The sequence below is a fragment of the Desulfoluna sp. CLI2B genome, assembly GCF_056847375.1.
Genome location: NZ_CP186557.1, coordinates 5,151,604 through 5,177,251, shown reverse-complemented (window position 1 = coordinate 5,177,251; position 25,648 = coordinate 5,151,604). Strand labels below are relative to the sequence as shown.

The window sequence follows — 25,648 nt, the reverse complement described above, 5'->3', positions numbered from 1 at the left end:
TCGAATTTTGAAATCGTTGCCGCTCGTTAATCTGATAATCATAAACGACCCTCTTGTGCAGGGTATGTCACGGGTAGCGAAACAGTCAAACGAAAAGCCTGCCAGACCAAAAATCGGAGCCGGCCAGAACTTGAAGGGGGATATTGAGCCTGCCACTGGTTCATGTCGTTTGCTTGTGGGCTCCCTGAAATCATTTGGAAATTGCATGGAGGAAGGCGGTCCCCTATAGTTATCGAGGCCTTCGCGGGATGCGTGGCATGAAGGAACCGTTTTCGAAAGCCCTGTTTGTCATATTTTTAAGCGCTTGGGTCCGGTCGGTATGCCGGAGATTTTTTTGGATCTTGACCATATCGAAATAACGCGATATTTAGATTCTATGGATACAAATGAAATTTTCAAGTCTCTTGCCAATCCAGTGAGAGTTCGAATTCTCTCTTGGCTGAAAGATCCTGACACCCATTTCCCTCCGATGCTCCATCTACCGGACGAAGAACAGGGGAAAGGGTATGTGTGTGTTGGGGCGATCCAGGAAAAGGCAGGGGTGAACCAATCAACGGTGTCACATTACTTGGCTCTGATGAAACAGGCGGGGTTGCTCTCCAGCCAGCGGATCGGTCAATGGACCTACTACCGGCGAAATGAAGAAACCCTCAAAGAATTATCTGATTATATAGCAGATCTTTAATGGATACCAGCTTTCTTGCAGACGTTGGTTTTTTGCAAACAAGCATATCGAAAATTATCAATATCCCGATTAATTAATATCCTGTTACGGGTATCTTTCTTAAACACGACGCATTGGGTTTGTCCCAATGTATTTTTTTAACGTAGTACATCGAGAATTATCGATATCTCAATTAATGAATATGAATACAGGAAACCTTATGAAAACTCTGTTCGATACGACCCATATTGGGTCCATGACCTTGAAAAATCGCCTCTGGCGTTCCGCCACCTGGATGAACATGGCAGATGAGAAGGGCCACTTGACCAAGGACCTGGAGCAGGTGTACCTGGATTTGGCCCGCGGAGGCGTGGGAACCATCATCACCGGCTACGCCTTCGTGCTTGAGGGGGAGCAGCCCAACCCCGGGATGCTGGGCATTTATGATGATACCTTTGTTCCCGAATACCGGGCATTCACCCAAAAAATCAAGGCGGAGGGGGCCAACATCATTCTGCAGATCGTCTACGGGGGATCTGCCACCGATTTCAAGCCCGAGGGCCGGGAGATCTGGGGGCCCTCGGCAGTCCCCCACCCCCTTTATCAGGTCACTCCCACTGAAATGACGAAGGCAACGATCCGCACCGTGATTGAGGCCTTTGCCCAGGGGGCAAGGCGGGCTAAAGCCGGAGGGTTTGACGGGGTTCAGATCCACGGGGCCCATACCTATCTTTTAAGCCAGTTCCTCTCCCCTTATTTCAATCGCAGGCAGGATGAATACGGTGGCTCCATAGAAAACCGAAGCAGGATTATCTATGAAATCCTTGAGGCTGTCCGCAAGGAAGTGGGAGCCGACTATCCTGTGTTTATCAAGATGCACTGCTCCGATGACTGGGACGAGAACGGCCTCACCATGGAGGAGAGCTTGGTAGTGGCGAAAGAGCTTGAAAAAAGAGGGATTACCGGCATTGAGTTCAGCGGCGGAAACCTGGATGTCAACGATTACCCCAATGCCGGTCCCGCTCGTACCGGGGTACTAAAACCATCCAACCAATCCTATTTTGCTGAAAAAACCGCAAAAATTGCCCAGCACGTGAACGTTTCGGTCATTTCCGTTGGGGGCCATCGAACACCAGAAAAGCTGGAAGATATACTGAATACAAGCCAAATCGGCTATTTTTCCCTGTCACGACCCCTGCTTTCCGAACCAGGCCTTGTGAACCGATGGCAACAGGGCGATCTGAGTAAACCACGGTGTATCGCCTGCAATAAGTGCTGGGGCAAAGATGGGAATGTCTGCATTCTGGATCGATCGTCCCGATAACAAGCCCCATCGAAGAGAGGGAACCGAACGGGTTGCTTGGGGCGGGGTGACATATCATCTGGTGTGAACAGACGTAAGCCTTCTTATGGTTAAAGTCGGGAGCAAAAGCAAGCCTCCGGCGGTGAGGTGAGCCACCTCGAAAGCTTATTGCCATTCTGCCATCGCTCTCGGGGGATTCGCGTGATGTATGATATGGGGCAGCCTTTTTGCAGGAAAGGCCCGTTTTATTCTTTTGAAAACACCATGCAGAGCACTTGAAACGTGCTTGACTTTAACCGGCATAACTCCGGCGGCAAGGTGGGTGGGGGCTTGCCTGAACTGAAGACTTATAACAAACGAAGGATGGGAACATGAATCACATCGCGGTAGTTGCCGTACTAAAAGCAAAATCAGGCCGAGAGAAAGACCTTGGAGAGGCGTTGGGAGAACTCGTTTCCCCCAGCAGAAAAGACGAGGGGTGTCTCTCGTACGACTTGCACCAGGGGGCAGATGACCGCTCGGTGTTTATTTTTTACGAGCGGTGGGAGAGCAGGGAACGTCTTGAGCAGCACCTTGCTCAACCCCACATGACTTCCTTTGGTGACAGAGCGGGGACGCTCCTGGAAGGCCCCGCCGACATCAAGGTGTTGGACATCCTCTCTTAGAGGATCATCATTAAAACGTAACGGGGTAATGATCCCCTATGCCGGCTTTTAGAAAAGAGTTGGTTTCCAACCCAGGCGTTTTATGACGCCGAAAAGGATTGACGCAGTATGGATATTCAAGACGCCATTTTTTATCGCAGAAGTGTACGAAAATATACCGGTTCACCTGTCTCGGATGAGCAGGTTACCCGCCTCCTCGAGGCGGCCATGATGGCCCCTTCCGCAGGCAACGCCCAGCCTTGGCAGTTTGTGGTGGTCAGAGAAAAAGAGACCCTCTCCAAAATCAAGGAGATCAACCCCTACGCCGGCATGTCCGGGAATGCACCGGTGGGCATCTTGGTCTGTGGGGATCTTTCCCTCGAAAAATACCCCGGCTTCTGGGTGCAGGATTGCTCCGCGGCAGTGCAAAACCTGCTCCTCGCCGTTCATGCCGAAGGGCTGGGGGCTGTCTGGACCGGGGTTTACCCCTTGGAAGAACGGGTTGATGGTTTTCGCAAGCTTTTTGCGCTGCCCGAGCACATCGTGCCCTTGGCCTTTATTCCCGTCGGAGAACCGGCACATGAGCCCAAATCCGAATCGCGGTTTGATAAGGGGAGAGTGCACAGGGAGACGTGGCAAGGCTGATGCGTGGCCCAATCAGGGCCAACGCGTGAACCATTCGGTTGCCTCCGGCGGCCCTGCCGGAGGCCATTGTGGGCGATGCTTGAGCAGCGTTTTGTGAGAGACCCCACCTGGAAACCTATCCCTTCCGGGTTTGGATTTCCTGCATCATGGCTCCCACGGCATCGCGGTGGGGAGGCGGCACCATGAGGACCTGGGCCGGCCGGTTGGCAACGAAGGCCTCGTTTGGTGGCGTCAGGGTTTCGATCTCGTGTGCTGTGCGGTTGTCTTCGTTTTCCAGAAGCAGGAGAATGTCGGTGAGGTTGCCGGTGATGCCTTTGTCGTCAGTGTGTTCAATGTACTGCATGAGCACGTTGTTGACGGTGAGGGTCATCTCGTCCATTTCGGCAAAACCTCCGGTTTCGCAGCGGCTCTGGGAGACCATGCTCCGACAGGCAAAGGGGCGGGCCTCGTAGGCCTGGCAGAGGCCCTCTTCGGAGAGAAGGGGGCAGGCTCCCCAGCCCGGATCGCTGGGCTCTTCAGGGACCTCTTCACCGGCCATGCACATGTCGGTGAGACCGTTGATGGTGTACGTTGGAATCTGTCGGGGCTTTTCGGCCTCCTGTCTGACCCGCTCCATGAGATGGGGGGCTTCCCGGTTGATCCAGTCAAAGAGACGCCGTCCTTCCAGGGTGGTGAGGGTGACGTTTCGTGTACAGCAGGTGGCACAGCCTTTGGCGCAGGCGAGGTTATTGTCGGCCATTCGGGCCTCGTGGACCGAATAGATAATGTCGAGGGTCTTCAGCCGGGCATCCATGAAAAACATCCTCCTGTTGCACGGGTGTTCCGGTGCGGCCGGGCAGGCCGAATCCCGTGTTGAAACATCCCGTTCTCTTACTTGAAGCGGTGTATGGCATGTGGCATAGTGATGGTTTAGCCATCCCCGACCTACAGGTTCTTATCCGATGATGCAACGAAAAAGGAGATCCCATGGCTTCCACCGTCTATCACATTGACCTGCGCGCCACCTTCCAGGAAAGCCTTCCCGAGAAGATCGGTCGCCTGGTCGAGACAGCAGGCCTTGACACCGTATGCGCCGACCGCGAGCTCACCGCGGTAAAGATTCACTTCGGCGAAAAGGGCAACACCGCCTTTATCAATCCCGTGTTCGTGCGAAAAATCATCGACAAGATCAAGGAGACCGGGGCCTCCCCCTTTCTCACCGACACCAACACCCTCTATGCAGGCACCCGGAGCGATACCCCGTCCCACCTGAACACCGCCGTGGAGAACGGGTTCGCCTACTCCGTGGTGGGAGCGCCGGTGATTATCGCAGACGGGCTCAGGGGCCACAGCGACGAAGAGGTGGTTGTGAACGGCAAGCATGTGGAGACCGCCTATGTGGGAGCGGATATTCACCACGCCGACGCCCTGATGGTGCTCTCCCATTTTAAAGGGCATGAACTCTCCGGGTTTGGTGGAGCCCTGAAGAATCTGGGCATGGGGTGTGCCTCCCGGCGCGGGAAGCTGGCCCAGCACTCCACGGTGAGCCCCAAGGTGAAGCGGAAGAAGTGCATCGGCTGCGGCATGTGCGCCAGCCACTGCCCGGTGGAAGCCATTGCCCTGGAAGAGATCGACGGCAAGAAAAAAGCGATCATCAACCCCGAGACCTGCATCGGCTGCGGAGACTGCATCATCGTCTGCCCCACGGGTGCCGTGCAGATCCAGTGGAACCAGTCGGTGCCCTCCTTCCTCGAAATCATGATGGAGTACGCCAAGGCCGCCCTGGTAGGCAAAGAAGGGAAAACCCTTTTTGTCAGCTTCATCACCGATGTGTCGCCTTTGTGCGATTGCATCGGCCACAGCGACGTGCCCATTGTCCCCAATATCGGCATCCTCGCCTCCACAGACCCCGTGGCCATCGACCAGGCCTGCGTGGATCTTGTCAACGCCCAGGCCGCCAACCCGGGCTCCTGCCTGAAAACCAACACCGCCCCCGGCGATGACAAGTTCAAGGGCCTCCACCCCCATGTGGACTGGCCCCTCCAACTGGCCCACGCCGAAGAACTCGGCCTGGGATCCAGGGACTATGAGCTGGTGAAGCTGGAGTCCAAAGGGCTGAAGCTTAAAGGGTAAGATTCAGATGTGAACGTGAATATGGAACGTCTTCTATGGCTAAAGACGGTGGAAAAGCAGCCTCCGGCGGCGAGGTGAGCCACCTCGAAAGCATATTGCCATTGCGTTTTGCCCTTCGTTCCTCAGGGCAAAACGCAATGGCCTTCGGCTCGGGCTACGCCCGACATAAACGCTGATGGTTAAAGTGGCCAGGAAAAGCCTGCCTCCGGCGGCTAGGTGATGATCCCCTGGACCCCAGGTTGCGAAAGCTTCTGTGAAATTGAGCAAAGCCTGTTTGTCAAACTTTTCAAAAGTTTGGCCCCCGGCAGGGCCGCCGGAGGCATCTTTAACATGGCAGTCTCCGGCGGCAAGGTGGGGCACCTTGAAACCCTATGGCAGGCTGTCCTTAGGGGCATTCGCGTGAAGGATGACGTTCGACAACGTCTCTACAGAAGAGGCCCATTTCATGTTTCAGGAAACACGATACCCGCTCTTTTGGCGTTTGTCATAAAGGAGGACAGACCATGGTGATGTTCCTGACCGCCGTCGGGCTGATTCTTTTTTTCGGCGGGGTGGTGGCTGTTGTGTGCGACCCGCCCCGGAAGATGCTTAAGCTCATAGCCCTGGTGATCTTTTCAGGGGCCGTTCTGATGGGCGGGGCAGCCTATGTCGCGTACCAGCATGAGACATACCAGGCAAAGCTGGCAGACCCTTGGGGCTCCGTGGAGGAGATCGAGAAGCACTCCCCCATCAAGATCGGGGAGCGGTGGTACCGCATCGAGTTGATCGAAACCACGGGGCCGGATGATCAGGCCATCGAATGAGCCTATTTTTGCGTGCCACTACGTAGTTCAAAAAAGCCTCCGGCGACCCTGCCGGAGGCAATACGCTTAAAGTCAAACGAACTTCAAATGTCCTTTGTCGTGTTTCCAGAAGAATGAAATGGGCCTCTCCAGAATAAGCCGTTGCCCCATGTCACACATCACGCGAATGCCCTGTGAGCATCCGTATAACAGCGACCTTCATGCATTCACCATAGGGTTAAAAGGTGCCCCACCCTGCCACTGGTGGCAGTGCGGTGAAACCTGCTAAGAAGCAAAATGATGGATGCGTATTCTGTGACTTCGAAGCTTGTAAAGCAGCTGGCATAAACCATCAGCGTTTATGTCGGGCGAAGCCCGAGCCGAAGGCCCTTGCGCTTTGGCCCGAGGAACGAGGGACAAAGCGCAAGGGCAATATGCTTTCGAGGTGGCTCCACCTCGCCGCCGGAGGCATGCTTTATCCGGTGAGTTTGACCATTAGAAGGGGTTGTAAACATGAAGGGAGATGCAATTTGCAGAGGAGTCGGGTACTGAGTAGAGGGTTGTGGGCGGGGTTGGCTTGTGTGGTGGGGTTTATCGCGCTGTTGTGCCTGGTGCCCCCAGTGAGCCGGGATGCCCTGGTGCATCACCTGGCGGTGCCCAAGCTCTATCTTAAAGCCGGGGGCATGGTGGAGATCCCCACCATGGAGTGGGCGTACTATCCCATGAACCTGGATGTTCTTTACTGGGCAAGCCTGGCCCTGGGCAGCGACATCCTGCCCAAGTTTATCCATTTTGCCTTTGGCCTGGGCACGGCCGTGCTCTTGTACCGGTACCTGCGCAAGGCCCTGGGCGGCCCCTGGGGGCTGGCCGGGGCTTTTTTGTTTTTGACCACGCCTGTCATCATGAAGCTTTCCACAACGGTGTACGTGGACCTGGGGTTGGCTTTTTTCTCCCTGGCGGCGACCCTGGCCCTTTTCCGGTGCCGTGAAAACGGCTTCTCCGGGTGGAAGGGGGTGGCCTGGGCCGGGGTGCTCTGCGGCCTTGGGCTGGGGGTAAAGTACAACGGGCTGCTGGTTCTCATGATCCTGTCTGCCCTGGTACCCCTGATGGTGAGCCGAACCGTGCCCAAGGAGGCGCACCGGGATGTCAGGGCCATCGGTCTTGCCGCCCTGTTTGTGGTGGCGGCCCTGCTGGCTTACGGGCCCACGGGGATCCGTAACACGGTGTGGACGGGCAATCCCATCTACCCCCTGTACAACGGCACGGTACAGAAGGTGAGGAAGGCACTGTTTGAGCCTCCGCCAAAGGCCCCGGTGGTGGCTGTGAAGGCCTCTGCCTCGCCGAAGGAAAAGGGGCCTGGGCGCATGCACCCGCTTCAGGTACGGCGGTTGATCTATGACGAATCCTCCCTGGACCTGGCCCTGCTACCCGTGAGGCTTTTTTTTCAGGGACAGGATGGCAACTCTCGGCTCTTTGACGGGCAGTTTTCACCCCTGCTCTTTCTTTTTGTCCCTCTGGTTTTTCTCTGGCGACGCATGCCCGATGCCTGGCGCAGCGATGTGGGTTGCCTCCTGTTTATCTCCTGGATCTATATTGGCCTGGCCATCTGCCTGACGGCGGTGAGGGTGCGGTACCTGGTGCCTGTGGTGCCCCACTTGGTGCTGCTGGCCGTGTACGGGCTGAAACTGTCGATGGATACCCTGGGGCAGGCGGCACGGCCCATGGTGCGACGGGTGGGGCTGGCCTGCCTGGCCCTGTTTGTGGTCTACGGCCTTTTTGTGAACGGAGCCTACGCCGCCTACCTGTACCGCTACGTCAACCCCCTGCCTTATCTGGCGGGGGAGGTGGACCGGGACAGCTATGTGGCCCGGTATCGCGCGGAACATGATGCCTTTCGGTTCGTCAATCAGGCCCTGGTCCCGACGGACCTGCTCTATTTTATCTACCTGGGAAAGCGTGGCTACTACTGCGATATCCCCTATGTGCCGGACAGCGGGGGGCATTTGAGAGGGTTGTTGAACCGGGGGACGGCCCTTCGGTCTGCCGATGAGATGGTTGGTTATTTGAGGGCAAAGGGGATCACTCACCTGGTGATCAACATGTCCATTGTCTGGCCACACCTCACGGAAGACGGACGGCCTGGTGAAGCCGAGGGCTTTGACCGGTTTCTGAAGACCAGGACCCGGCTGCTGTACCAGAGTCGGGGGGTGTATGTGTTTGCGTTGAAACCTTAGATATGAATAATCTCCATCTCCGAACCTGAAAGAACGGCAAGCCCCCACGCTTCCACCGCATCCACGATCTTGTCCAGACGGGAGTTGATGAGGTGGGCGTCGTTGCCCACGATGGTGACGCCCACCTCGGCGCTCTGGTGGAGGTCGTTCAGGCCCGTTTCTGCGGCAGCAGCGTCAAACTGGCTCCGGATGCGGCCGACGATGCCCTTCACCACCTTTCGTTTCTCCTTGAGGCTGGTAACCCCGAACAGCTGAAACTGCAATTTCAGTACGCCCACAACCATGGTGGCCTCCCCTGGGTCTGTGCTGGTGGGTGTGCGTTCTTTTCCTTTTTCCTCACTGCTCATTGGGTACCACAGCCCGCCTTTCAATCCAAAGAAAAATCATTGACAGATAAGGGTTTATCACTGTATTCGAATGTGGTGATATTAACTGACAACGGAGCAAACGGATGAAAGAGATGGCTTCCCTGTTGCGGATCGTGGCCGATGAAACCCGGCTTCGCGTGCTGCGGCTCCTGTCTGAGACCCCTTTGAACGTCACCGAGCTGACGACGATTCTCGGACTGGCCCAGTCCGGGGTCTCCAAGCAGGTGGGGACCCTCAAGAAAGCCGGTCTGGTGCGGGAGCGCCGGGAAGGGCTGAAAACCTTCTATCGCCTCTCGGAAGAGGGCGAGGTGCCGGAAGAGGGGCGACCCCTCTGGGCTCTGCTCATGGACCGGGTCCGCAGCACCGAGGACAGCCGCCACGACCTGGTGCGCCTGGCCGACGTGCTGGAAGCGCGGGAGGGCGACACCCCCATTCTCACGAAGCCGCCCGGCTCCTCGTGAGTCATGACGGCTCCTTGCACCGCAATCGGATCACCCTCCTGCCTCCCATGGAGCGGGCCGTGGACCTGGGGTGCGGCGGCGGGATCCTCACCGCGGAACTGGCCCGGGCCTGCGACGAAGTGGTGGGCGTGGACATCAGTGGTTCGGCCCTGTCTGCGGCACGGGCCCACGCCGAGCGCGTCGGGCTTACCAACGTGCGGTTCCTGGAAGGGGACATGACGACCCTGGACCTGCCGGACAGCTGCTGCGACGTGGCTGTCCTCTCCCAGACCCTCCACCACCTGCCCGACCCCATGGTGGGCCTCCAGGTGGCGGCACGGCTTCTCAAAGCCGGGGGGCGCCTGATCCTCATGGAGCTTCTGCCCCACGACGAAGCCTGGGTCACGGACAAGCTGGGCCACCTCCACCTGGGGTTCGCCGCCACCGACCTGGAGTCCATGATGGAAGAAGCAGGTTTTCGGATAACCTCCCTGGAGACCCTTCCCCCCTCACGCAGCGAACGCTTCCGGGCCGTTCAAGCCTGCGCCGTGTGGCAATGAGTGGCAGGAAAAGCTTGCCCCCCGGTTCGCGTCCAGGGGATAAATCCCCTGGGCCACCCCTAGGATCGCACACGCCCGCCGTCCCTTCGTTCCTCAGGGACGGAGCATGTGCTGACGGATTTGGGAATCTGAGAAAAGCCGGTACACGATGGCACTCGAATAGATTGAAATGACGCTTAAAACCTGTTTGTCAAACTTTTTAAAAGTTTGGCCCCCGGCAGGGCCGCCGGAGGCAAACGCTTTTCGGTTTTACAGATTTTATGGATACGATTTACATACGAAGGTGTGATTGACGATGACGAAGCACGAAGAATTTTTGCGGTATGTGAAGGACAACGTGGTGTTCCTGGACGGCGCCATGGGGACCATGATTCAGCAGTTGGGGCTCACCCCTGCGGATTTCGGGGGGGAGTCGTATGTGATGCTGAGCGACCTGCTCAGTTTTTCCCGGCCCGATGATTTAATGGACATTCACCTGCAGTATTTGCGGGCCGGGGCCCATGCCATTGAGACCAACACCTTTGGTGCCAGCGCCCTGCGCCTTGAGGAGTACGATTTCATGGACCTTGACACCACGGCGTTTCGTGGCGTGCCCGAGGGTGTGGACCTGGCTTCCCTCTCCTCCCATGAGATGGCCCGGGAGATGAGCCTTGCGGCAGCGGCTGTGGCCCGTCGGGCGGTGGATGCCCACAAGGCCGATGCCGATTACGACGGCCGCCCCCTGTACGTGGTGGGGTCCATCGGCCCGTCCAACTACGTGCTCTCTCCCACGGACGCCGATCTCAAGCGGGGCACCTGGGAGCTCATCGAGGAGAACTTTTTCCATCAGGTCACGGCCCTCATCGACGGTGGAGTGGACATCCTCCTTTTGGAGACCCAGCAGGATATCCTGGAGCTGAAAGCGGCCGTGGCCGGAGCCAAGAAGGCCATGGATGAGAAGGGCGTTCGCCTGCCCCTCATGGCCCAGGTGACGGTGAACGAATTCTCCCGCATGCAGATCTTCAACACGGAGATCGTGGCGGCCTCCACCACCCTTGCCGCCTGCGGTGTGGATGTGTTCGGCATCAACTGCTCCATCGGCCCGGATTTGATGGAACCCACCATCAAGAAGCTGTCCGAGACCCAGGACATTCCCATCTCCGTGCTTCCCAACGCGGGCATGCCCGAGTCCGAGTTCGGCCGCACCGTTTATAAGCTGGGGCCGGACCTTTTTGCCGATCAGCTGGAAAAATTCGTCACCCGGTACGGGGTAAACATGGTGGGCGGCTGCTGCGGCACCAGCCCGGACCACATCCGTGCTGTCTCCGAGCGCCTCAAGGGTGTGGCCCCTGCCCGGCGGCAGCCCGACGGCCTCCTGCGCCTCTCCGGTCCCCAGGAGAGCGTGGCCATCAAAGAGGGAGAGTTTCTCCGCATCGGCGAGCGGCTCAACGTGCGCGGCTCCAAAAAGGTAAGGGACGCCGTGGAGAGCGAAGGCCCCATGGACGTGGACGCCCTGGCCGAGGTGGTGCGGGAGCAGATTGAAGATCTGGGGACTTCGGTTCTCGACGTCTGCATGGACTCCAACGTGGTGGACACCGCCGAGGTGCTGCCCGAGGTGATCCAGGCCATGACCGGCGACTTCCGGGGCGTCATGAGCATCGACTCCTTTGATCCCGAGGCCCTGGCAGAAGGGGTGAAGGCCTATCCGGGACGCCCGTTGATCAACTCCATCTCCATGGAGAGCGTGGAAGGCGGCATCAGCAAAGCCGAACAGATTTTGAAAACCACGGCCTTTCATTCGCCCCTGTACATCGGCCTCTGTGCCGACGATACCGGCCCGGCCCAGAAGGCGGACGAAAAGGTGCGCATTGCCAAGGCCATGGCCGATGTGTGCGGCACTTACGGCATCGCTCCCCGCCAGCTCTTTGTGGACATCAACGCCTTCCCCATCGGCTCCGAATCCGAAGAGGGGCTCAACTTCGCCATGGAGTCCCTCAACTCTATCCCGAAGATCAAGGCCCTGGCACCCGGTCTCAAGACCACCATCGGGGTGAGCAACCTCACCAACGGACTGGCCAAGAAGCCCTACATGCGCATGGTGCTGACCTCGGTGTTTCTGGACGAAGGCAAAAAGCTCGGTCTGGACGCGGCCATCGTCAACCCCAACCACTACGTGCCCGTGGAGAGCATCGATAAAAAGGACTACGACCTGGCCCTTGCCATTATCCTCAAGCGGGATATGGACGCCTATGCCGAGCTGGAAGAGGTGGCCGAAGCCAAAAGTGGCCTGCGCAAGGTGAAGAAGAAGAACTACGACGACCTGCCCGCAGAAGAGGCGGTGTGTGAGCGCATCAAGGACGGGGTTCGCGAAGCCCGGCCCGGCACCCTGGAGGTTCGCGGTGCCGAGTTTGCCTACAAGGACGCCGTGGTGGTTCAGGCCGCCGAGGCCCTGAAGACCATCGAGCCCATCGACTTCATCTCCGGCCACCTCATGGCAGCCATGGAAGAGCTGGGAGCCCGGTTTGCCCGGGGCGAGGTCTCCCTGCCCCACCTGCTCAAGTCCGCCGACGTCATGAAGCAGGTGATGACCTATATCGAAGCGGTTCTGGGCACCTCCGAAGGGGGCGCGGTCTCCTACAAAGGAACCCTGGTTCTGGGCACCGTGTTCCAGGATGTTCACAGCATCGGCAAGGACCTCACCCGCACCCTGCTGGAAAACTACGGCTACCGGGTCATCGACCTGGGGGTCCAGGTTCCCCTGGCGGATTTCATCGAGACCGCCAAGCGGGAGAATGCCGACGCCATCGGCATGAGCTCCCTTCTGGTCCAGACCGCAGGCCACATGATCACCGTGGCGGCCATGGCCAAAGAAGCCGGGCTGGATCTTCCCATTCTCATCGGGGGCGCTCCCGTGAACATGAAGCACGCGGCCTCCGTGGCCATGGCAGGGGACGAGAACCCCGAGGCCATGAGGAAAGACGTCTTCTACTGCGACTCCTCCATGACCTGCGTCAACGTCATGGAACACCTTTGCTCCGATGATCGCGACGCCTTTATCGAGGCCAACGGCGAGGCCCTCAAAGCCGCCCTGGGCGGAAAGCCCAAGGCAGCACCCGAAGAGTTGCCCGCCCTGGGGATCTCCTTTGAAGGGCTCAGCGACTCCATCTGCCATGGCACCATCACCTTTTCACCCAAGGTGGAGGACATTCCCCTGAACCGAAAATCCCTGCTGGCCCTGAACTGGCGGGAAGGGAGCCGCAGCAAGCGCCTGGAACGTGGGCTCACCGACGAGGCCGCCGATGCCGAGATCGATGCCTGGATCAAGGACGCCGGAGAAAACGGCTGGGTGGTGCCCAAGGGACGCGTGGCCCTCTACCCGTGCAACAGCGAGGGCGACGACCTCATCGTCTACGATCCCGACGCCCACGACGTGGAGCTCTGCCGCATTCCCATGCCCCCTATGGCCGTGGACGGCAAAAAGGTGAGCCTGGCCCGCTACTTCCGTCCCGTGGGAGACGGCGTCACAGACGTGGTGGGTTTCCAGATGGCAACAGCCGGAAAGGCCTCAGCCTCCCAGGTGAACGCCTTCCAGGAAGCCAACGAATCCGCCTCCGCCCATCTCCTGCAGGGCGTGGCCGACCGCGTGGCCGAAGACTTCGCCGCCCTGCTCAATGAGCGGGTCAAGAAGATGGCAGGTTTTTCCAACGGAAACGGCAAGCGCTTCAGCCCCGGTTACCCCGGTGTGAACATCGAAGCCAACCGCCAGATTTTCGACCTGCTGGGAGGCGAAAGCCTGGGCGCCGTCCTCACCGACGCCGGCGGCTTCTACCCCACCAGCTCCACCGCCGCCATCGTCTGTTTCCACCCGGAGGTGAAGTATTTCTAAGGGCAAAAAAGCCTTGCCTCCGGCGGGCAGGGGATAAATCCCCTGCACCCCAGGTTCGCAAAAGCACCGTCCCTTCGTGCCTCAGGGGCGGTGCTTTTGCTGACGGGCTGCGCCCGTGATCAGCGGTGTGGTTTTATAATGATGCCTTCAGGGCAAAGGCTGAGTCGTCGGGCCAGGGGTACCAGACCTTGATCAACGATGCCTTGAGGCGGGAGTTGGCTCTTGCGGATGCCCCGTTGACGGAGGCACGGCTTCGTGAGGTGATCCGTGAAGAGCTGAGTGGTTATGGGAAGGAGTCGTGATGGTATCTCCTCTGTGCGGGCCCCATTACGGTTTTCGGCAGGATTATTTCTGGCTGGTGTGACGGATGGGTCTCGACCCTTGATGCGCAAGGGGGCGGCAATGAACGAAAAAAGCAGCCGCCGTTTCCAGTGTCAATCGCCTTGACAACAGCCGGTTCAGGTACCACATTGTAGGGGTTTCACGATGCGTTCCGCATCGTGAAGCCCCTTTGTTTTTGGTTTGAAAACACCAGCGAAAAGCCAAGCTCAAGGCTTTGTCTGCCACGGGCGCAGCCCGTCAGCGAATGTGAGCGGCCTGAGGAACGAAGGCCGGGAGCATTCGCCTTCTGGGGTGCAGGGGATCATCCCCTGCCCGCCGAAGGCTTTTTGGGTTTTTGCTGTTTTACAGTTGAAGGTGGTGACGGACGATGGACGAGACAATGGATACCAAAGGTGTGGAGCTGGACGCGGTGCTTGTGAAGGGTGCCCGGGAGCACAACCTCAAGAATATAGACATAGCCATCCCCAAGAAGAAGCTGGTGGTGGTGACCGGGGTGTCGGGCTCGGGCAAATCGAGCCTGGCATTTGATACGATTTATGCCGAGGGGCAGCGTCGGTACGTGGAGTCGCTCTCTGCGTATGCCCGCCAGTTCATCGGCCAGATGGAAAAGCCCAAGTACGAGACCATAAGGGGGCTTTCTCCCACCATCTCCATCGAGCAGAAGGCGGCGAGCAAGAACCCTCGCTCCACGGTGGGGACCATCACGGAGATTTACGACTACCTGCGCGTGCTCTTTGCCCGTGTGGGGGAGCAGCACTGCATCAAGTGCGGGAACAAAGTGGGCCGGGGCGATGCCGAGTCCATGGTGAAGCAGATTCTGGAGCTTCCCCCTGCCACGAAGATCCTGATCCTGGCTCCCTTGGTGGAGAACCGCAAGGGGGAGCACAAGGACCTCTTTGAGCAGCTGCGCAACGATGGCTTCGGCCGGGTGCGCATCGACGGGGTGGTCCATGAGCTGGAAGACGTCCAGGGCCTGGCCAAGAACAAGAAACACAACATCGAGGTGGTGGTGGACCGCCTGGCCATCAAGAAGGGCGAGGAGTTCCGCAAGCGCCTTACGGACTCGGTGGAGACGGCCCTGAAGAGCGGCAGCGGGGAGATCATCCTCCACGTGGTGGGCCGGGAGGACATCCGCATGAGCGAGGCGCGATCCTGCTGCGGCATCGCCTACCCCGAGCCCGAACCCTCCCTCTTCTCCTTCAACTCCCCCCTTGGCATGTGCCCGGAGTGCAACGGCATCGGCACCCACCTTGTCATGGATGAGGAGAAGATCGTGCCCGATCCCTCCCTGACCATCCGTCAGGGTGCGGTGGTGCCCTGGAAGAACTACTTCCTGAAGCAGGAGGACCTGGGCTCCGGGGGCTGGGGCGTGAGCCAGCTTCTGGCCATGGAAGAGCAGTGGGGCATCGACTTCGACACACCCTGGGAGGAGATGGACCTCTGGATGAAGGATATCATCCTCTTCGGCTCCAACGGCAAGACCCTGGTGGTGGACTGGAACTCCAAGTCCGTGAAAGGGGAGGTAACCACCTCTTTTGAGGGGCTGGTCCATGAGATGATGCGCCGCTACCACCAGAGCCACTCCGAGCGCCGCAAGAAGTGGTACGCCTCCTTCATGAGCTCCAAGCAGTGCCGGAGCTGTGAGGGCCGCAGGCTCAAGCCCGAGGTGCTGAACATCCTCATTGACGGGGTCTCCATTATTGATGTCACGGCCATGACCATCACCCAGGCCCACGATTTTATCAAGGACCTGGACCTGTCGGGCAACCGCCGGGTCATCGCCGAAGAGCTGGTGAAAGAGATTGGGGACCGTCTGGGTTTTCTGGTGAACGTGGGCCTTGATTACCTTACCCTGGACCGCAGCGGGCCCACCCTGTCCGGAGGCGAATCCCAGCGGATCCGCCTGGCCTCCCAGGTGGGCTCCGAGCTCACCGGTGTCCTTTACATTCTGGACGAGCCCTCCATCGGCCTTCACCAGCGGGACAACGTCAAGCTCTTGAAGACCCTCTGCCACCTGCGGGATATCGGCAACAGCCTCATCGTGGTGGAGCACGACCAGGAGACCATTGAGTGCGCGGACTGGGTGGTGGACATGGGCCCCGGCGCCGGGCATCTCGGCGGACAGGTGGTGGCCGAGGGCACCCCGGGTTCCCTCATGGACCAACCCCACTCCCTCACCGGGGATTACCTGTCGGGCAGGCGCGCCATTGAGGTGCCGGAGACGAGGCGTCCCGTGAAGAAGAAGGGCCACCCCAAGGTGGTGGTGAAAGGGGCCGTGGAGAACAACCTCAAGGGGGATGACGTGGCCGTTCCCCTGGGGCTCTTTGTGGCGGTGACCGGGGTCTCCGGTGCCGGAAAATCCACCCTCATCAACCAGATCCTCTACCCGGCCCTCTCCCGCCGTCTCAACGGGGGTACCATGCAGGTGGGGCGCCACAAGAAGATCGAGGGGCTGGAGCACCTGGACAAGGTGATCAACATCGACCAGCGGCCCATCGGCCGCACCCCGCGCAGCAACCCGGCCACCTACACCAAGGTGTTCGACCATATCCGGGATCTCTTTGCCATGCTCCCCGAGTCCCAGGCCCGGGGGTACAAGAAGGGGCGTTACTCCTTTAACGTCAAGGGCGGGCGCTGTGAGACCTGCTGCGGGGATGGTTTCCTCAAGGTGGAGATGCACTTTCTGGCCGATGTCTACGTCCCCTGCGAGAGCTGCAAGGGCAAGCGGTTCAACGAAGCCACCCTGGAGATCAAGTACAACGGCCACTCCATCAGCGATGTTCTGGATCTTTCCGTGCGACAGGCCCGGGATCTTTTCGAGAACCATCCCAAGATCACTGCCATCCTGGACACCCTGCTGGACGTGGGCCTCGGTTACATCAAGCTGGGGCAGGCCGCCACCACCCTTTCCGGCGGTGAGGCCCAGCGCATCAAGCTGGCCCGGGAGCTCTCCAAGCGAAGCACCGGCCGGACCCTCTATATCTTGGACGAGCCCACCACCGGCCTTCACTTCGAGGACGTGCGTAAGCTCCTGGAGGTGCTCCAGCGGCTTACCGAAGGGGGCAACACCGTGCTGGTCATTGAGCACAACCTCGACGTGATCAAGAGCGCCGACTGGATCGTGGACATGGGACCCGACGGCGGCGAAGGCGGCGGGTGCGTGGTGGTGGCCGGCACCCCCGAACAGGTGGCTGCCTCCGGAAAAGGGTACACCGCGCCTTTTCTGGCCGACATGCTCCATGTGGACGGTCTGAAGAAGCTTGCCAACTGAGGCATGGACCGGTGACGTAACCTGTTTTGCCGGGGTTTCAGCAGGTTGCCTGCGATAAAGACCGACGGCGGCGCCTGAGACGAGGCGCCGCCGTTTCCCCTGGTCACGGTGTCGCGGGGATGAAAAACCGGGTCTTGCAGCGTCGGTCGTGGTATACTTTATATCATATGACTTGAGGCGCGTGCCCCACGCCCCCCCTGTAACCACCTGAAACAGGGCGCGTATCTCCGCAGCAGAGCCCTTCCCCGGATTGACAAGACAGGGCTGTTTCAGTATCATGAACGGCTTGATATTGGGCGCGGAGGGGCGATTGAAGGGCATCCATGCTCCACCGCAGACCATGCATCGCGAGTGCACAGCAACCCGCCCAGGGGATGGCAACACCACCCCCGCACCGAGGGAGGAGACCTGTACTGATGGCCTCGCAGACTCATGGATCAAGCCATTCTCTCCTGTCGGGAGGGGCGGTAACAGGTAAGGCGTAGGGTGGTGCGAGGCGCTATTTCACGTCGGCTAATTACAACGCATCATTAATTGGCGCTCAGAACCACGGGGTTGTTGACATGGAATCAGAAAACAGAAACCGCATCGGGGTGGCCTCACTCTTTGATGCGGAAGAGATAAAAGAGTACTTCAATACCTTTTTTATTCTTCTCTCGGGTATTGAATTCGTCATTTTTGTGGCGCACTTCATCGGCTCCATCGGCCCGGAAAGCGGCCCTTTCCCCTGGAAACAATACTTCTTCGTCTCCTTCATCGCCCCCCTTGTCATGGTGTTCCTCATCGGCCTTGTGGTCATCGGCTTCAACTTCTATCTTTTCGGCAATGCCCCGGACATGGAACCGGAAGAGGGGGCAGACGGCGAGGAGGAGGGACGCGGGTGCGGAAACCTGGGGCGCACCTTTCAGAGCTTTGTCTCGGTGATCCATCAGCTTCCGGCTTTGGCGGGCATCTTCATCCTCGGGCTCGGCTCGGTGGTGCTCTACAAGCTCGACGTGATCCTGGCTACCATCGGCCATGTGGGAGAGCGCACCGCCTACTACCTCTTCATCGGCCTGGGCGCCCTGGTGGCCGGAACCCTCATCTTTCTTCTCTTCTGGCTTTTCTGGAAATTCAAGCTGCAGAAATACCAGATGGAGCAGCGGTGGAACTACCGCAACCGGGTGATGGAGAAGACCGGCCTGATTATCCTGGACAACAACACGGTGATCAACGAAGAGGGCAAGGTGCTGGTGACCGACGAGAGCCTTAAGCAGATTGAAGGCGATATCATCGATGAGAAGCTGCTTCCGGAGTTCGAGGACGTGGAAGAGCGCATCTCCCAATAAGACTATTTTTATAAGCAGGTTCATGGAACAGACCGACTACTACGCCACCCTCGACGTCGCCAAGGACGCCGACGCGAACACCATCCGCGATGCCTATCGAAAGCTCGCGTTGATTCATCATCCCGACCGCAACCGGAACAACCCCGAGGCTGCGGAGAAGATGAAAGCTGTCAACGAAGCTTACGCCGTCCTCTCCGACCCGGACAAGCGGCGGAATTACGACGCCATGCGCAGTTCCTACGGCTCCGGTGCCGCCCATCGCTTCCGCCAGGATTATACCGATCAGGATATCTTCAAGGGCACGGACATCCACGCCATTTTCGAGGAGCTGGCCAAGGATTTCGGGTTTCGGGGGGGCGATGCCATCTTCAAGGAATTTTACGGCAGCGGCTGGAAATCCTTCCATGCCTCACGGCCCGGGTTTTTCATGAAGGGCTCTTTTTTCAGGTCCTCGGGGGGCGGTGACCCCCGGAGCGTGGGGGATAAGGGCGGTGGCGGGTTTTTAGGCGGACAGGCCGCCTCCCTTTTGGGCTCCCTTCTCTCCAAGGGTTCCAAAAAGGGCGGGGACGTCATGGACACCATCACCATCGAAAAAGCCCTGGCGGCCTCCGGCGGCCCTTTTGCCTACTTTCACAAGGCCCGGGGAAAGAAGCTGGTGGTGAAGATTCCCCCCGGCGTGCGGGAAGGACAGAAGATTCGCCTTACGGGCATGGGAAAAGAGGGCAAAGGGGGCGGGCGGCCCGGGAACCTCTACCTCAAAGTGGTCTACCGGAAAAATCTTTGGGAGCGCATCGTCAGCCTGGTAGGGGCGGTGGGGCGCTTCGGCAACTCTAAATAGCAACAGTTTTAAGGTTTTTTCGGTCAGGGTGGATCAAAGGCATAACCCCTGCTTGACAAGGGGGACGGTGTTCTGGTAACACATTTGTTCATGAATCGATCACTCACCCACACCCGCGCTTTTTTTTGGTTTTTCTGGTTTTTTACCTGCGCCTGGGGTGTTTGCCGATCGTATTGAACCAACCAAAACGACTAAGCAAAGGGCCGCAGGCGACGACAAGCCGGCGGCCTTTTTTTGTTTTTAAAAACCACACACCCACCAGCCGCCGCCGAAGATCAACCCTGCAGAGCCGATGAAGGAGGAGCCATGCTTCTTGGAAAAGCCATCAGACTCGAACGCGTCTTCAACCGCAACACCGGAAAAACCATCATCGTCCCCATGGACCACGGCGTCACCGTGGGCCCCATCTACGGGGTGGTGGACCTGAAGGGCACCGTGGACAAGGTGGCCGAAGGCGGCGCCAACGCCGTGATTATGCACAAAGGACTGCCGCGCCGGACCCACCGGGGCCACGGCAACGACATCGGCCTCATTATCCATCTCTCGGCAAGCACCGTGCTCTCTCCGTTCCCCAACGCCAAGACCCTGGTGGGCTCCGTGGAAGACGCCATCCGCCTGGGGGCCGACGCCATCTCCATCCACGTGAACTTAGGGGACGAAAAGGAGATGGAGATGCTGGAGTCCTTCGGCCGTATCAGCTCCGAGGCCGCCTCCTGGGGCATGCCGCTCCTGGCCATGGTCTACGCCCGTGGGGCCGGGATCCGGGATGAGTACGACGTGGAGGTGGTGAAGCACTCGGCGCGCCTGGCCGAAGAGCTCGGAGCCGACGTGGTGAAGGTGCCCTACACCGGATCCCCCGAAACCTTTGCCAAGGTGGTGGACGGCTGCTGCATCCCTGTTGTCATCGCCGGAGGGCCCAAGATGTCCAGTCACCGGGACATCGTGCAGATGGTTTACGATGCCAACCAGGCCGGAGGCGCGGGCCTCTCCATCGGCCGCAACGTTTTCCAGGACGAGAACCCCGCCCTCCTTGTGAAGGCCTTGAACGGCGTGGTGCACCAGGGCAAGGGCGTGGATGAGACCATGGATTTTCTGGAGGCCCATCTTCAAGGGGCATAGCCGGAGACGGCTCCCGGGAAAAAGCCCGGGCAGGAAAAACAAGAGAGGCAGGCTCACACATGATAAGCGCCGCTGCAGACAGATTGCAGCGGCGCTTTTTTTGTGACGATTCAAACGCCTGCCCCCGGCGGCAAGGTGTGCCACCTTGAAAGCAGGTAGCGGATGTGATTTGCCCCTCGTTCCTCGGGGCAAATCACATCCGCATTTAAAACGGCATTCATGCATATATTTTTTTATGACCTGTTTGTTAAACTTTTTGTAACTATTCAGTTGCCTCCGGCGGGTCGCTTTTTTGAAAAAAAGCTCCGCAAAAAACGTTTCTAAGAAAATGTCGGAATTGTTTCGGCGGAGCCTATAAATGATTACTTGAGACCTGTTTATCAAACTTTTTAAAAGTTTGGCCCCCGGCAGGGCCGCCGGAGGCTGTTTTAAACAGGGTCGTTTACTGCAGCCACGGAATTTCGAGGAACGAGCCTTCTCCGTAATGGAAGGTGATGTCGAACTCCTCGTCCGAAGGCCTGCTGTAGGAGATGTCAAAGGTGTCGATGGCCACGGCCAGGCGGTGGCCCTTGGGAACATTTGCTGCGGTGGTGATGAAGTTGAACTCGTAGGTCTTGGCCATGCCCGGCTCCGCACTGGGCATGAGCCGGTCGGACTCCAGCAGGACCAGGGGAGCATGGGAGATGAGGGTCCCGATGCCCAGGGCGTCCACGGTGTAGAGGTGGGCGATGAGCTGCACCCGCTGGGCAGACGGTGTGAGGGTAAGGCTCAGGGTTGGGGTGCCCGCCAGGGTGCGGGTTGAGCTCACCCGTTCCGTGGCAAAGACGATGGCCTTGCTGCGGCTGGAAAGCGGCAGGCTGGCCGTGATGTTGAGGGCCTGGGTGTGGGCCTCCAAAAGAGAACTCAGCAGGGGGATCCCCAGGGTGAGGCCCGAAACAAGGCCAGAGGAGATGGTATCCGATTCATCCCCTGCGTGGGTTGCCAGCCCCCCTCTGTAGCTGTACCAGGGCCGGTGGGTGAGGTAGCGCTTCTCCGGGACGATGTCGTTTTCTATGGGGGGCCGTGAGATGCCTTCGAGGTGGGTGCCGTTGATGTCCTTGATGTAAAGGTGATCAAGGTAGTGGCGGTCTGTGGAGCTTTTGTTGTCGATGGATATGGGCGGGTTGTCCATGATCCCTGTGTCCATCTCCTTGAGGTGCTCGTCGAACCAGGCGTAGGCCCGGTTTCCGGCGTGTGTGGCCATGGCTGTCGCGCTCCTCGGTTGAGGCGTGGATCCCCCGGTTAAAGTCGATGCGCTTGGCCTTGACGTTGAGGCCGTAATAGAAGCGGAGCATCTGGTTGGGGGTAAACAGAAAATCCTGGAGGTTGGTGCTGATGCAGACGGCCAGGTCCCGGTCCTCATCGTTGAACCGCTCCAGGAAATTGACGGGGGAGCGGTCCAGGGCCCAGGGAAGCAGGGTATCGAAGTGGGCCTCGTGCTCATGGTTGAAGAGCTGGTCCGTGATGATGCTGAGCTCAGGGTCCAGGTTGGCCGCGATGTCGCCCATGCCCACGAGGATCACCTTGACCCAGACCGGTTTGGGGCTCTGGTTGAGGTAGAGGGAGTCCACCAGGTCTCCCCAGGGGACCATGGCCATCACCGCCTTGACCCGGGTGTCGAAGGCGGCTCCCATGAGGGAGAGGCCTCCGCCCAGGGAGATGCCGCACATGCCGATCCTGGCGTCGGAGTCGTCAGCGACGCTTCCGTCCGGTGCCTTCACGACCCCGGTTACCGGTGTGTTGGCCGTGAGCCAGTCAATGAGGGTGGTGATGTCGGACGTGTCCTTTCGACCTCCCACGTTCACCACGCCCTCGGACTGGCCCCAGCCCCTGGCGCTGTAGGAGAGGACGATATAGCCTTTCTCACAGAAGCTTTTGGCCTGGACCCAGTACTCGTGCTCTTCCATGAGCCAGCTGTTGGGCATCACCAGGGCTGGGAATGTCTCCCCCGGCACCTTGGGCTCGGGAAGAAAGAGGTTGCAGGAGAGGGTGACCCCGTCCTCGGGGTTGGTGATGTGCAGTGTGTCCTGATAGGTCCAGCGGTAGTCGGAGGGGCTGAGGGTAAATGTTTCGCCGGGCATGGTGCCCATGGCATGGGCCGCTTGCATGGGGGCAAGGGCCAGGAGAAAAGCAGCTATCCATCGAATCATTGGGTGATCCTCCTTGGGTTGGAGACCTTTCCCGTGACATTCAGGGGGGGAGTGAAGGTCATGATGTGGAACGCTGTTTGTATGAATGAATTCGGTATTATGTTAGAGCAGGGTGGAGGGTAAATCAAGGATAAAGGGTAAGAATGAGAGGGGGTTAGCTGATTTTTGCCGGGATCGTCTGGTTAACCAGACGGGTGATGGTGTCGGCCTCCTTGTCCCGTCCGTGTTTTCGGCAGCCTCCGGCGTAGATCCGCCCCTTTTTCTCTAAAACAGCTCGTGTCGCCTCGGCCTGGGCCGTGGACAGGACGCCGCTCTTCAGCAGTTTCACCAGGGATTGGATGCGGAACCGGTCCAGAAACGGGGTTTTGGAGAGCTGGTCCTCGTGGCCTCCGTGCTTGATCACCAAGGGGGAGGGCGTCGTGTAGACAGGGGTTGTGCAGGCGATCCTCAGCCAGAGGTCGTAGTCTTCGCAGGCGGGAAGGGCCTCGTCGAAGAGGCCGACCTCCTTGAAGAGGGTGCCATGGAGCATCACCGCCGACGGGCTCACCAGGCAGAGGTGGAGGGATGCCTCAAAAATGTCCCCGGAGGGTTTTTTGTGATGCTTGCACGGGTTCACCCGTTTTCCGTTTCGGATCCAGAGCTCTTCGGTCTGGCAGATTCGCGCCTCGGGGTTGGCTTTGAAAAACGCGGCCTGTTCCGAGAGTTTTTCCGGCAGCCACCGGTCATCGGAGTCGAGGAAGGCGATATACTCCCCCTGTGCTGCGGCAATCCCCCGGTTTCGCGCCCGGCTTACGCCCCCGTTGTCCAGGGTGATGACCTGCAGGGCGTCCCCGTAGGCTGCCAGCAGGGACGGGGTCTCGTCCGTGGAGCCGTCGTCCACCACGATGAGCTCCACCTCGGGGTAGTCCTGGGCCAGGACCGAATCCACGGCGTCGGCCAGGGCCCAGGCCCGGTTGTATGTGGGGATGATCACGCTGATCAACGGGTTGTTCATTCTTCCTCCAGGGTGGTGTATGGTATAAGCATCCCGGCAGATAGCCGTGCCGCGTCTCCTTAAGAGCCGTCCAGGCCCATGGCCTGCGACCTTCAGGGAGTGCATGGGCGCATACTTAGCACTTTTTTCCAAAAAAATCGACGCGAGGGGGTTTCCATGATCACCGAATCCATTCCGGGTTTTTCCGATATTGCCGTTTCTCACCTGGTCCTTGACTACAACGGGACCCTTGCCCTGGACGGGAAACCCCTGGTGGGGGTCAGGGAGCGCATTGAGGCCCTGAGCGGGTCCCTGACCATTCACGTGGTCACCGCCGACACCTTTGGCCGGGCCGGGGACGCCCTGGCCGACTGGCCTGTGTTCCTCACCGTCCTGACCCCCGGGGAAGAGGCGGAGCAGAAGGCCACCTATGTGCAGACCCTGGGCGCAGACTCGGTGGTGGCCGTGGGCAACGGCCGCAACGATTGCCGCATGCTGAGCATGGCCTGTGTGGGCGTGGCCGTCACCGGGCCCGAAGGGGCGGCCTCCCCTGCCCTGATGTCCGCGGACATCGTGTGCCCGGATATACTGGCAGCCCTGGATCTGCTTTTACACCCCAACCGCCTGAAGGCCACCCTTCGGACCTGAATCGGTCTCGCGAAAGCGGTGGTGTAACGATTTTGTTCAAAAGCGCCTCCGGCGGCCCTGCCGGGGGCCAAACTTTTAGAACGTCAGACAAACAGGTTTTAAGCCATCATTTCCAGACTCCGGCAAAGCACGAGTGCATTCAGGAATGTTTTTTGCGGCGATTTTCAATAAAGCGCCCCGCCGGAGTTATTCCGGTTAAAGTCAAGCGAATCCCAAAAGTTCTGCATCGTGTTTTTAGAAGAATGAAACGGGACTCTCCTGCAAAGACGGTTGCCGGATGTCACACAACACGCGAATGCCCCGATAACGCAGATAGAATGGCTGCCTTCATGCATTCGCCATAGGGTTTTAAGGTGCCCCCACCTTGCCGCCGGAGGCAAGCTGAACAGTTACCATCGATTCTTTCTTTATTTTTATGGCCACCGGCGCGTTTCGCCCCGCGGTTACGTCCGGTCGTCCCTTTCTCCCATGTTTTCCAATCCTTCTCTCCTGTCTGTTACCTGCGAATAAATATTGACATTCGAACGAACGTTCGTATATCTCCTATAACATTGTTTCTTTCATAAAAACCGAGTTTGCCGGATGGCGTGTTCTTTTTTGTCCGCAGGGACGGGCACGCCGCCATGCCGGAGAAGGGACCCGTTATGCTGCCTTTCAAGTCGACCCGTCAGGTCATCATCGATGCCGCAGGGGCCTTGTTTGCCAGAAAGGGCCTCGACGGAACAGGTATCCGCGAAATCGTCAAAGAGGCGGGGACCTCCCTGTCGTCGGTGAATTATCATTTCACCAACAAGGAGGGGCTCTACCTGGCGTGTATCCGTCACATCATGGAGGAGAAACTGGACCTGCCCGGCCTGTTCGGCACCCTGGACACCGGGGAGTACACCACGCCGCAGCAGGTGTCCGATGTGATGGGGTACATGATGCACCGGTGCCTCCTGGCCCTGCTCGGGCCGGGGGTGCCCGAATGGTACGGCATCCTCATGGTTCGGTCCCGCATGGATCTGCACCCTAAATCGTCGCGGGCCCTCATGCGGCTGGAGGAGCCCCAGAAACTGAGGACCTTTGTTCGGGAGCATGTCCCGGGGGTCGGTGACTCCTTTGTGCAGTACTGGTACGTAAGCGTCATGGCCCAGATCCAGTACTACATCATGGAGCGGGAGGCGGTGCTCATGGCCTTTGACCTGCCCGGGTACGACAAATCTTTTTTAACGGCCACGGCCAGCTATATGGCCGAGAGCATGACACAGGTCCTGGGCCTGCCGGCCCCGGACCACCGAGAGGTGGCAAGGAGGCTTTGATGGGTCGGTGGGAGGCGGTGGG

21 protein-coding genes and 1 pseudogene are annotated in these 25,648 nt (G+C 59.0%); 17 read left to right on the top strand and 5 right to left on the bottom strand.

Annotated features, from left to right (window positions below):
• Positions 1-334: 334 nt before the first annotated feature.
• From ACOYW2_RS24140 to ACOYW2_RS24125, 4 genes are all read left to right on the top strand, one after another.
• On the top strand, positions 335-685 hold the full coding sequence (locus ACOYW2_RS24140) for an ArsR/SmtB family transcription factor (RefSeq protein ID WP_482420318.1): 351 nt from the start codon (positions 335-337) through the stop codon (positions 683-685).
• A 199-nt stretch (positions 686-884) separates the two neighbouring features.
• Positions 885-1,988 carry an NADH:flavin oxidoreductase gene (locus ACOYW2_RS24135; protein WP_482768235.1) on the top strand — a complete coding sequence of 368 codons (1,104 nt, stop codon included), beginning with the start codon at positions 885-887 and terminating at the stop codon, positions 1,986-1,988.
• Positions 1,989-2,338: 350 nt separating this feature from the next.
• Positions 2,339-2,632, top strand: a complete 294-nt coding sequence (locus ACOYW2_RS24130) for a putative quinol monooxygenase (protein ID WP_482420316.1) — start codon at positions 2,339-2,341, stop codon at positions 2,630-2,632.
• 108 nt (positions 2,633-2,740) lie between these two features.
• Complete coding sequence (locus tag ACOYW2_RS24125) at positions 2,741-3,256, top strand: nitroreductase family protein (RefSeq protein ID WP_482420315.1); 516 nt, start codon at positions 2,741-2,743, stop codon at positions 3,254-3,256.
• Positions 3,257-3,371: 115 nt separating this feature from the next.
• On the opposite strand, the gene ACOYW2_RS24120 is transcribed toward ACOYW2_RS24125, so the two are convergent.
• Positions 3,372-4,049: a YkgJ family cysteine cluster protein gene (locus ACOYW2_RS24120; RefSeq protein WP_482768234.1), complete on the bottom strand. Its 678-nt coding sequence runs from the start codon at positions 4,047-4,049 to the stop codon at positions 3,372-3,374.
• Between the two features lie 173 nt (positions 4,050-4,222).
• Here ACOYW2_RS24120 and ACOYW2_RS24115 point away from each other — a divergent pair, with 173 nt between their 5' ends.
• From ACOYW2_RS24115 to ACOYW2_RS24105, 3 genes are all read left to right on the top strand, one after another.
• A complete protein-coding gene (locus ACOYW2_RS24115; protein WP_482768233.1) occupies positions 4,223-5,368 on the top strand; it encodes a DUF362 domain-containing protein in 1,146 nt (381 codons plus the stop codon).
• A gap of 503 nt (positions 5,369-5,871) precedes the next feature.
• Entirely contained in the window at positions 5,872-6,171 is a 300-nt protein-coding gene (locus ACOYW2_RS24110) for a hypothetical protein (protein ID WP_482768232.1), read from the top strand.
• Positions 6,172-6,731: 560 nt separating this feature from the next.
• Positions 6,732-8,384: an ArnT family glycosyltransferase gene (locus ACOYW2_RS24105; protein WP_482768231.1), complete on the top strand. Its 1,653-nt coding sequence runs from the start codon at positions 6,732-6,734 to the stop codon at positions 8,382-8,384.
• Here ACOYW2_RS24105 and ACOYW2_RS24100 read toward each other — a convergent pair.
• The gene (locus ACOYW2_RS24100; RefSeq protein ID WP_482768230.1) at positions 8,381-8,668 is read right to left on the bottom strand and encodes a DUF503 domain-containing protein; all 288 of its coding nucleotides are present in this window, start codon (positions 8,666-8,668) and stop codon (positions 8,381-8,383) included. The two genes, ACOYW2_RS24105 and ACOYW2_RS24100, sit on opposite strands and share 4 nt — an antisense overlap.
• 167 nt (positions 8,669-8,835) lie before the next feature.
• Here ACOYW2_RS24100 and ACOYW2_RS24095 point away from each other — a divergent pair.
• From ACOYW2_RS24095 to ACOYW2_RS24060, 8 genes and pseudogenes are all read left to right on the top strand, one after another.
• Positions 8,836-9,207, top strand: a pseudogene (locus tag ACOYW2_RS24095) (ArsR/SmtB family transcription factor); the annotation flags it as partial.
• 20 nt (positions 9,208-9,227) lie between these two features.
• Complete coding sequence (locus ACOYW2_RS24090; RefSeq protein WP_482768229.1) at positions 9,228-9,752, top strand: class I SAM-dependent methyltransferase; 525 nt, start codon at positions 9,228-9,230, stop codon at positions 9,750-9,752.
• A 295-nt stretch (positions 9,753-10,047) separates the two neighbouring features.
• Positions 10,048-13,617, top strand: a complete 3,570-nt coding sequence (locus ACOYW2_RS24085) for a homocysteine S-methyltransferase family protein (RefSeq protein ID WP_482768228.1) — start codon at positions 10,048-10,050, stop codon at positions 13,615-13,617.
• Between the two features lie 125 nt (positions 13,618-13,742).
• Positions 13,743-13,919, top strand: coding sequence for a hypothetical protein (locus ACOYW2_RS24080; protein WP_482768227.1), 177 nt, complete (start codon positions 13,743-13,745; stop codon positions 13,917-13,919).
• A gap of 419 nt (positions 13,920-14,338) precedes the next feature.
• On the top strand, positions 14,339-17,230 hold the full coding sequence (uvrA, locus tag ACOYW2_RS24075; RefSeq protein ID WP_482768226.1) for an excinuclease ABC subunit UvrA: 2,892 nt from the start codon (positions 14,339-14,341) through the stop codon (positions 17,228-17,230).
• 563 nt (positions 17,231-17,793) lie between these two features.
• Positions 17,794-18,558 (top strand): hypothetical protein, encoded by a 765-nt coding sequence (locus ACOYW2_RS24070; protein ID WP_482768225.1) that lies wholly within the window; start codon positions 17,794-17,796, stop codon positions 18,556-18,558.
• A 22-nt stretch (positions 18,559-18,580) separates the two neighbouring features.
• Positions 18,581-19,396 carry a DnaJ domain-containing protein gene (locus ACOYW2_RS24065; protein ID WP_482768224.1) on the top strand — a complete coding sequence of 272 codons (816 nt, stop codon included), beginning with the start codon at positions 18,581-18,583 and terminating at the stop codon, positions 19,394-19,396.
• Positions 19,397-19,702: 306 nt separating this feature from the next.
• Entirely contained in the window at positions 19,703-20,515 is an 813-nt protein-coding gene (locus ACOYW2_RS24060; protein WP_180137795.1) for a 2-amino-3,7-dideoxy-D-threo-hept-6-ulosonate synthase, read from the top strand.
• A gap of 442 nt (positions 20,516-20,957) precedes the next feature.
• Here the strand turns inward: ACOYW2_RS24060 and ACOYW2_RS24055 are convergent, their stop codons facing one another.
• The 3 genes from ACOYW2_RS24055 to ACOYW2_RS24045 all read right to left on the bottom strand — a co-directional run bounded on the left by ACOYW2_RS24055 (position 20,958) and on the right by ACOYW2_RS24045 (position 23,698).
• Positions 20,958-21,686: a CocE/NonD family hydrolase C-terminal non-catalytic domain-containing protein gene (locus ACOYW2_RS24055; protein ID WP_482771079.1), complete on the bottom strand. Its 729-nt coding sequence runs from the start codon at positions 21,684-21,686 to the stop codon at positions 20,958-20,960.
• Positions 21,628-22,704 (bottom strand): alpha/beta hydrolase, encoded by a 1,077-nt coding sequence (locus ACOYW2_RS24050; RefSeq protein WP_482768223.1) that lies wholly within the window; start codon positions 22,702-22,704, stop codon positions 21,628-21,630. The genes ACOYW2_RS24055 and ACOYW2_RS24050 overlap by 59 nt, the downstream gene beginning before the upstream one ends.
• Before the next feature lie 154 nt (positions 22,705-22,858).
• The gene (locus tag ACOYW2_RS24045) at positions 22,859-23,698 is read right to left on the bottom strand and encodes a glycosyltransferase family 2 protein (protein WP_482768222.1); all 840 of its coding nucleotides are present in this window, start codon (positions 23,696-23,698) and stop codon (positions 22,859-22,861) included.
• A gap of 156 nt (positions 23,699-23,854) precedes the next feature.
• On the opposite strand from ACOYW2_RS24045, the gene ACOYW2_RS24040 reads away from it, so the two are divergent.
• Together ACOYW2_RS24040 and ACOYW2_RS24035 are read left to right on the top strand one after the other, a co-directional pair.
• Positions 23,855-24,325, top strand: a complete 471-nt coding sequence (locus tag ACOYW2_RS24040) for an HAD family hydrolase (protein ID WP_482768221.1) — start codon at positions 23,855-23,857, stop codon at positions 24,323-24,325.
• A gap of 644 nt (positions 24,326-24,969) precedes the next feature.
• On the top strand, positions 24,970-25,626 hold the full coding sequence (locus tag ACOYW2_RS24035) for a TetR/AcrR family transcriptional regulator (protein WP_482768220.1): 657 nt from the start codon (positions 24,970-24,972) through the stop codon (positions 25,624-25,626).
• The last annotated feature ends 22 nt before the right edge of the window (positions 25,627-25,648 follow it).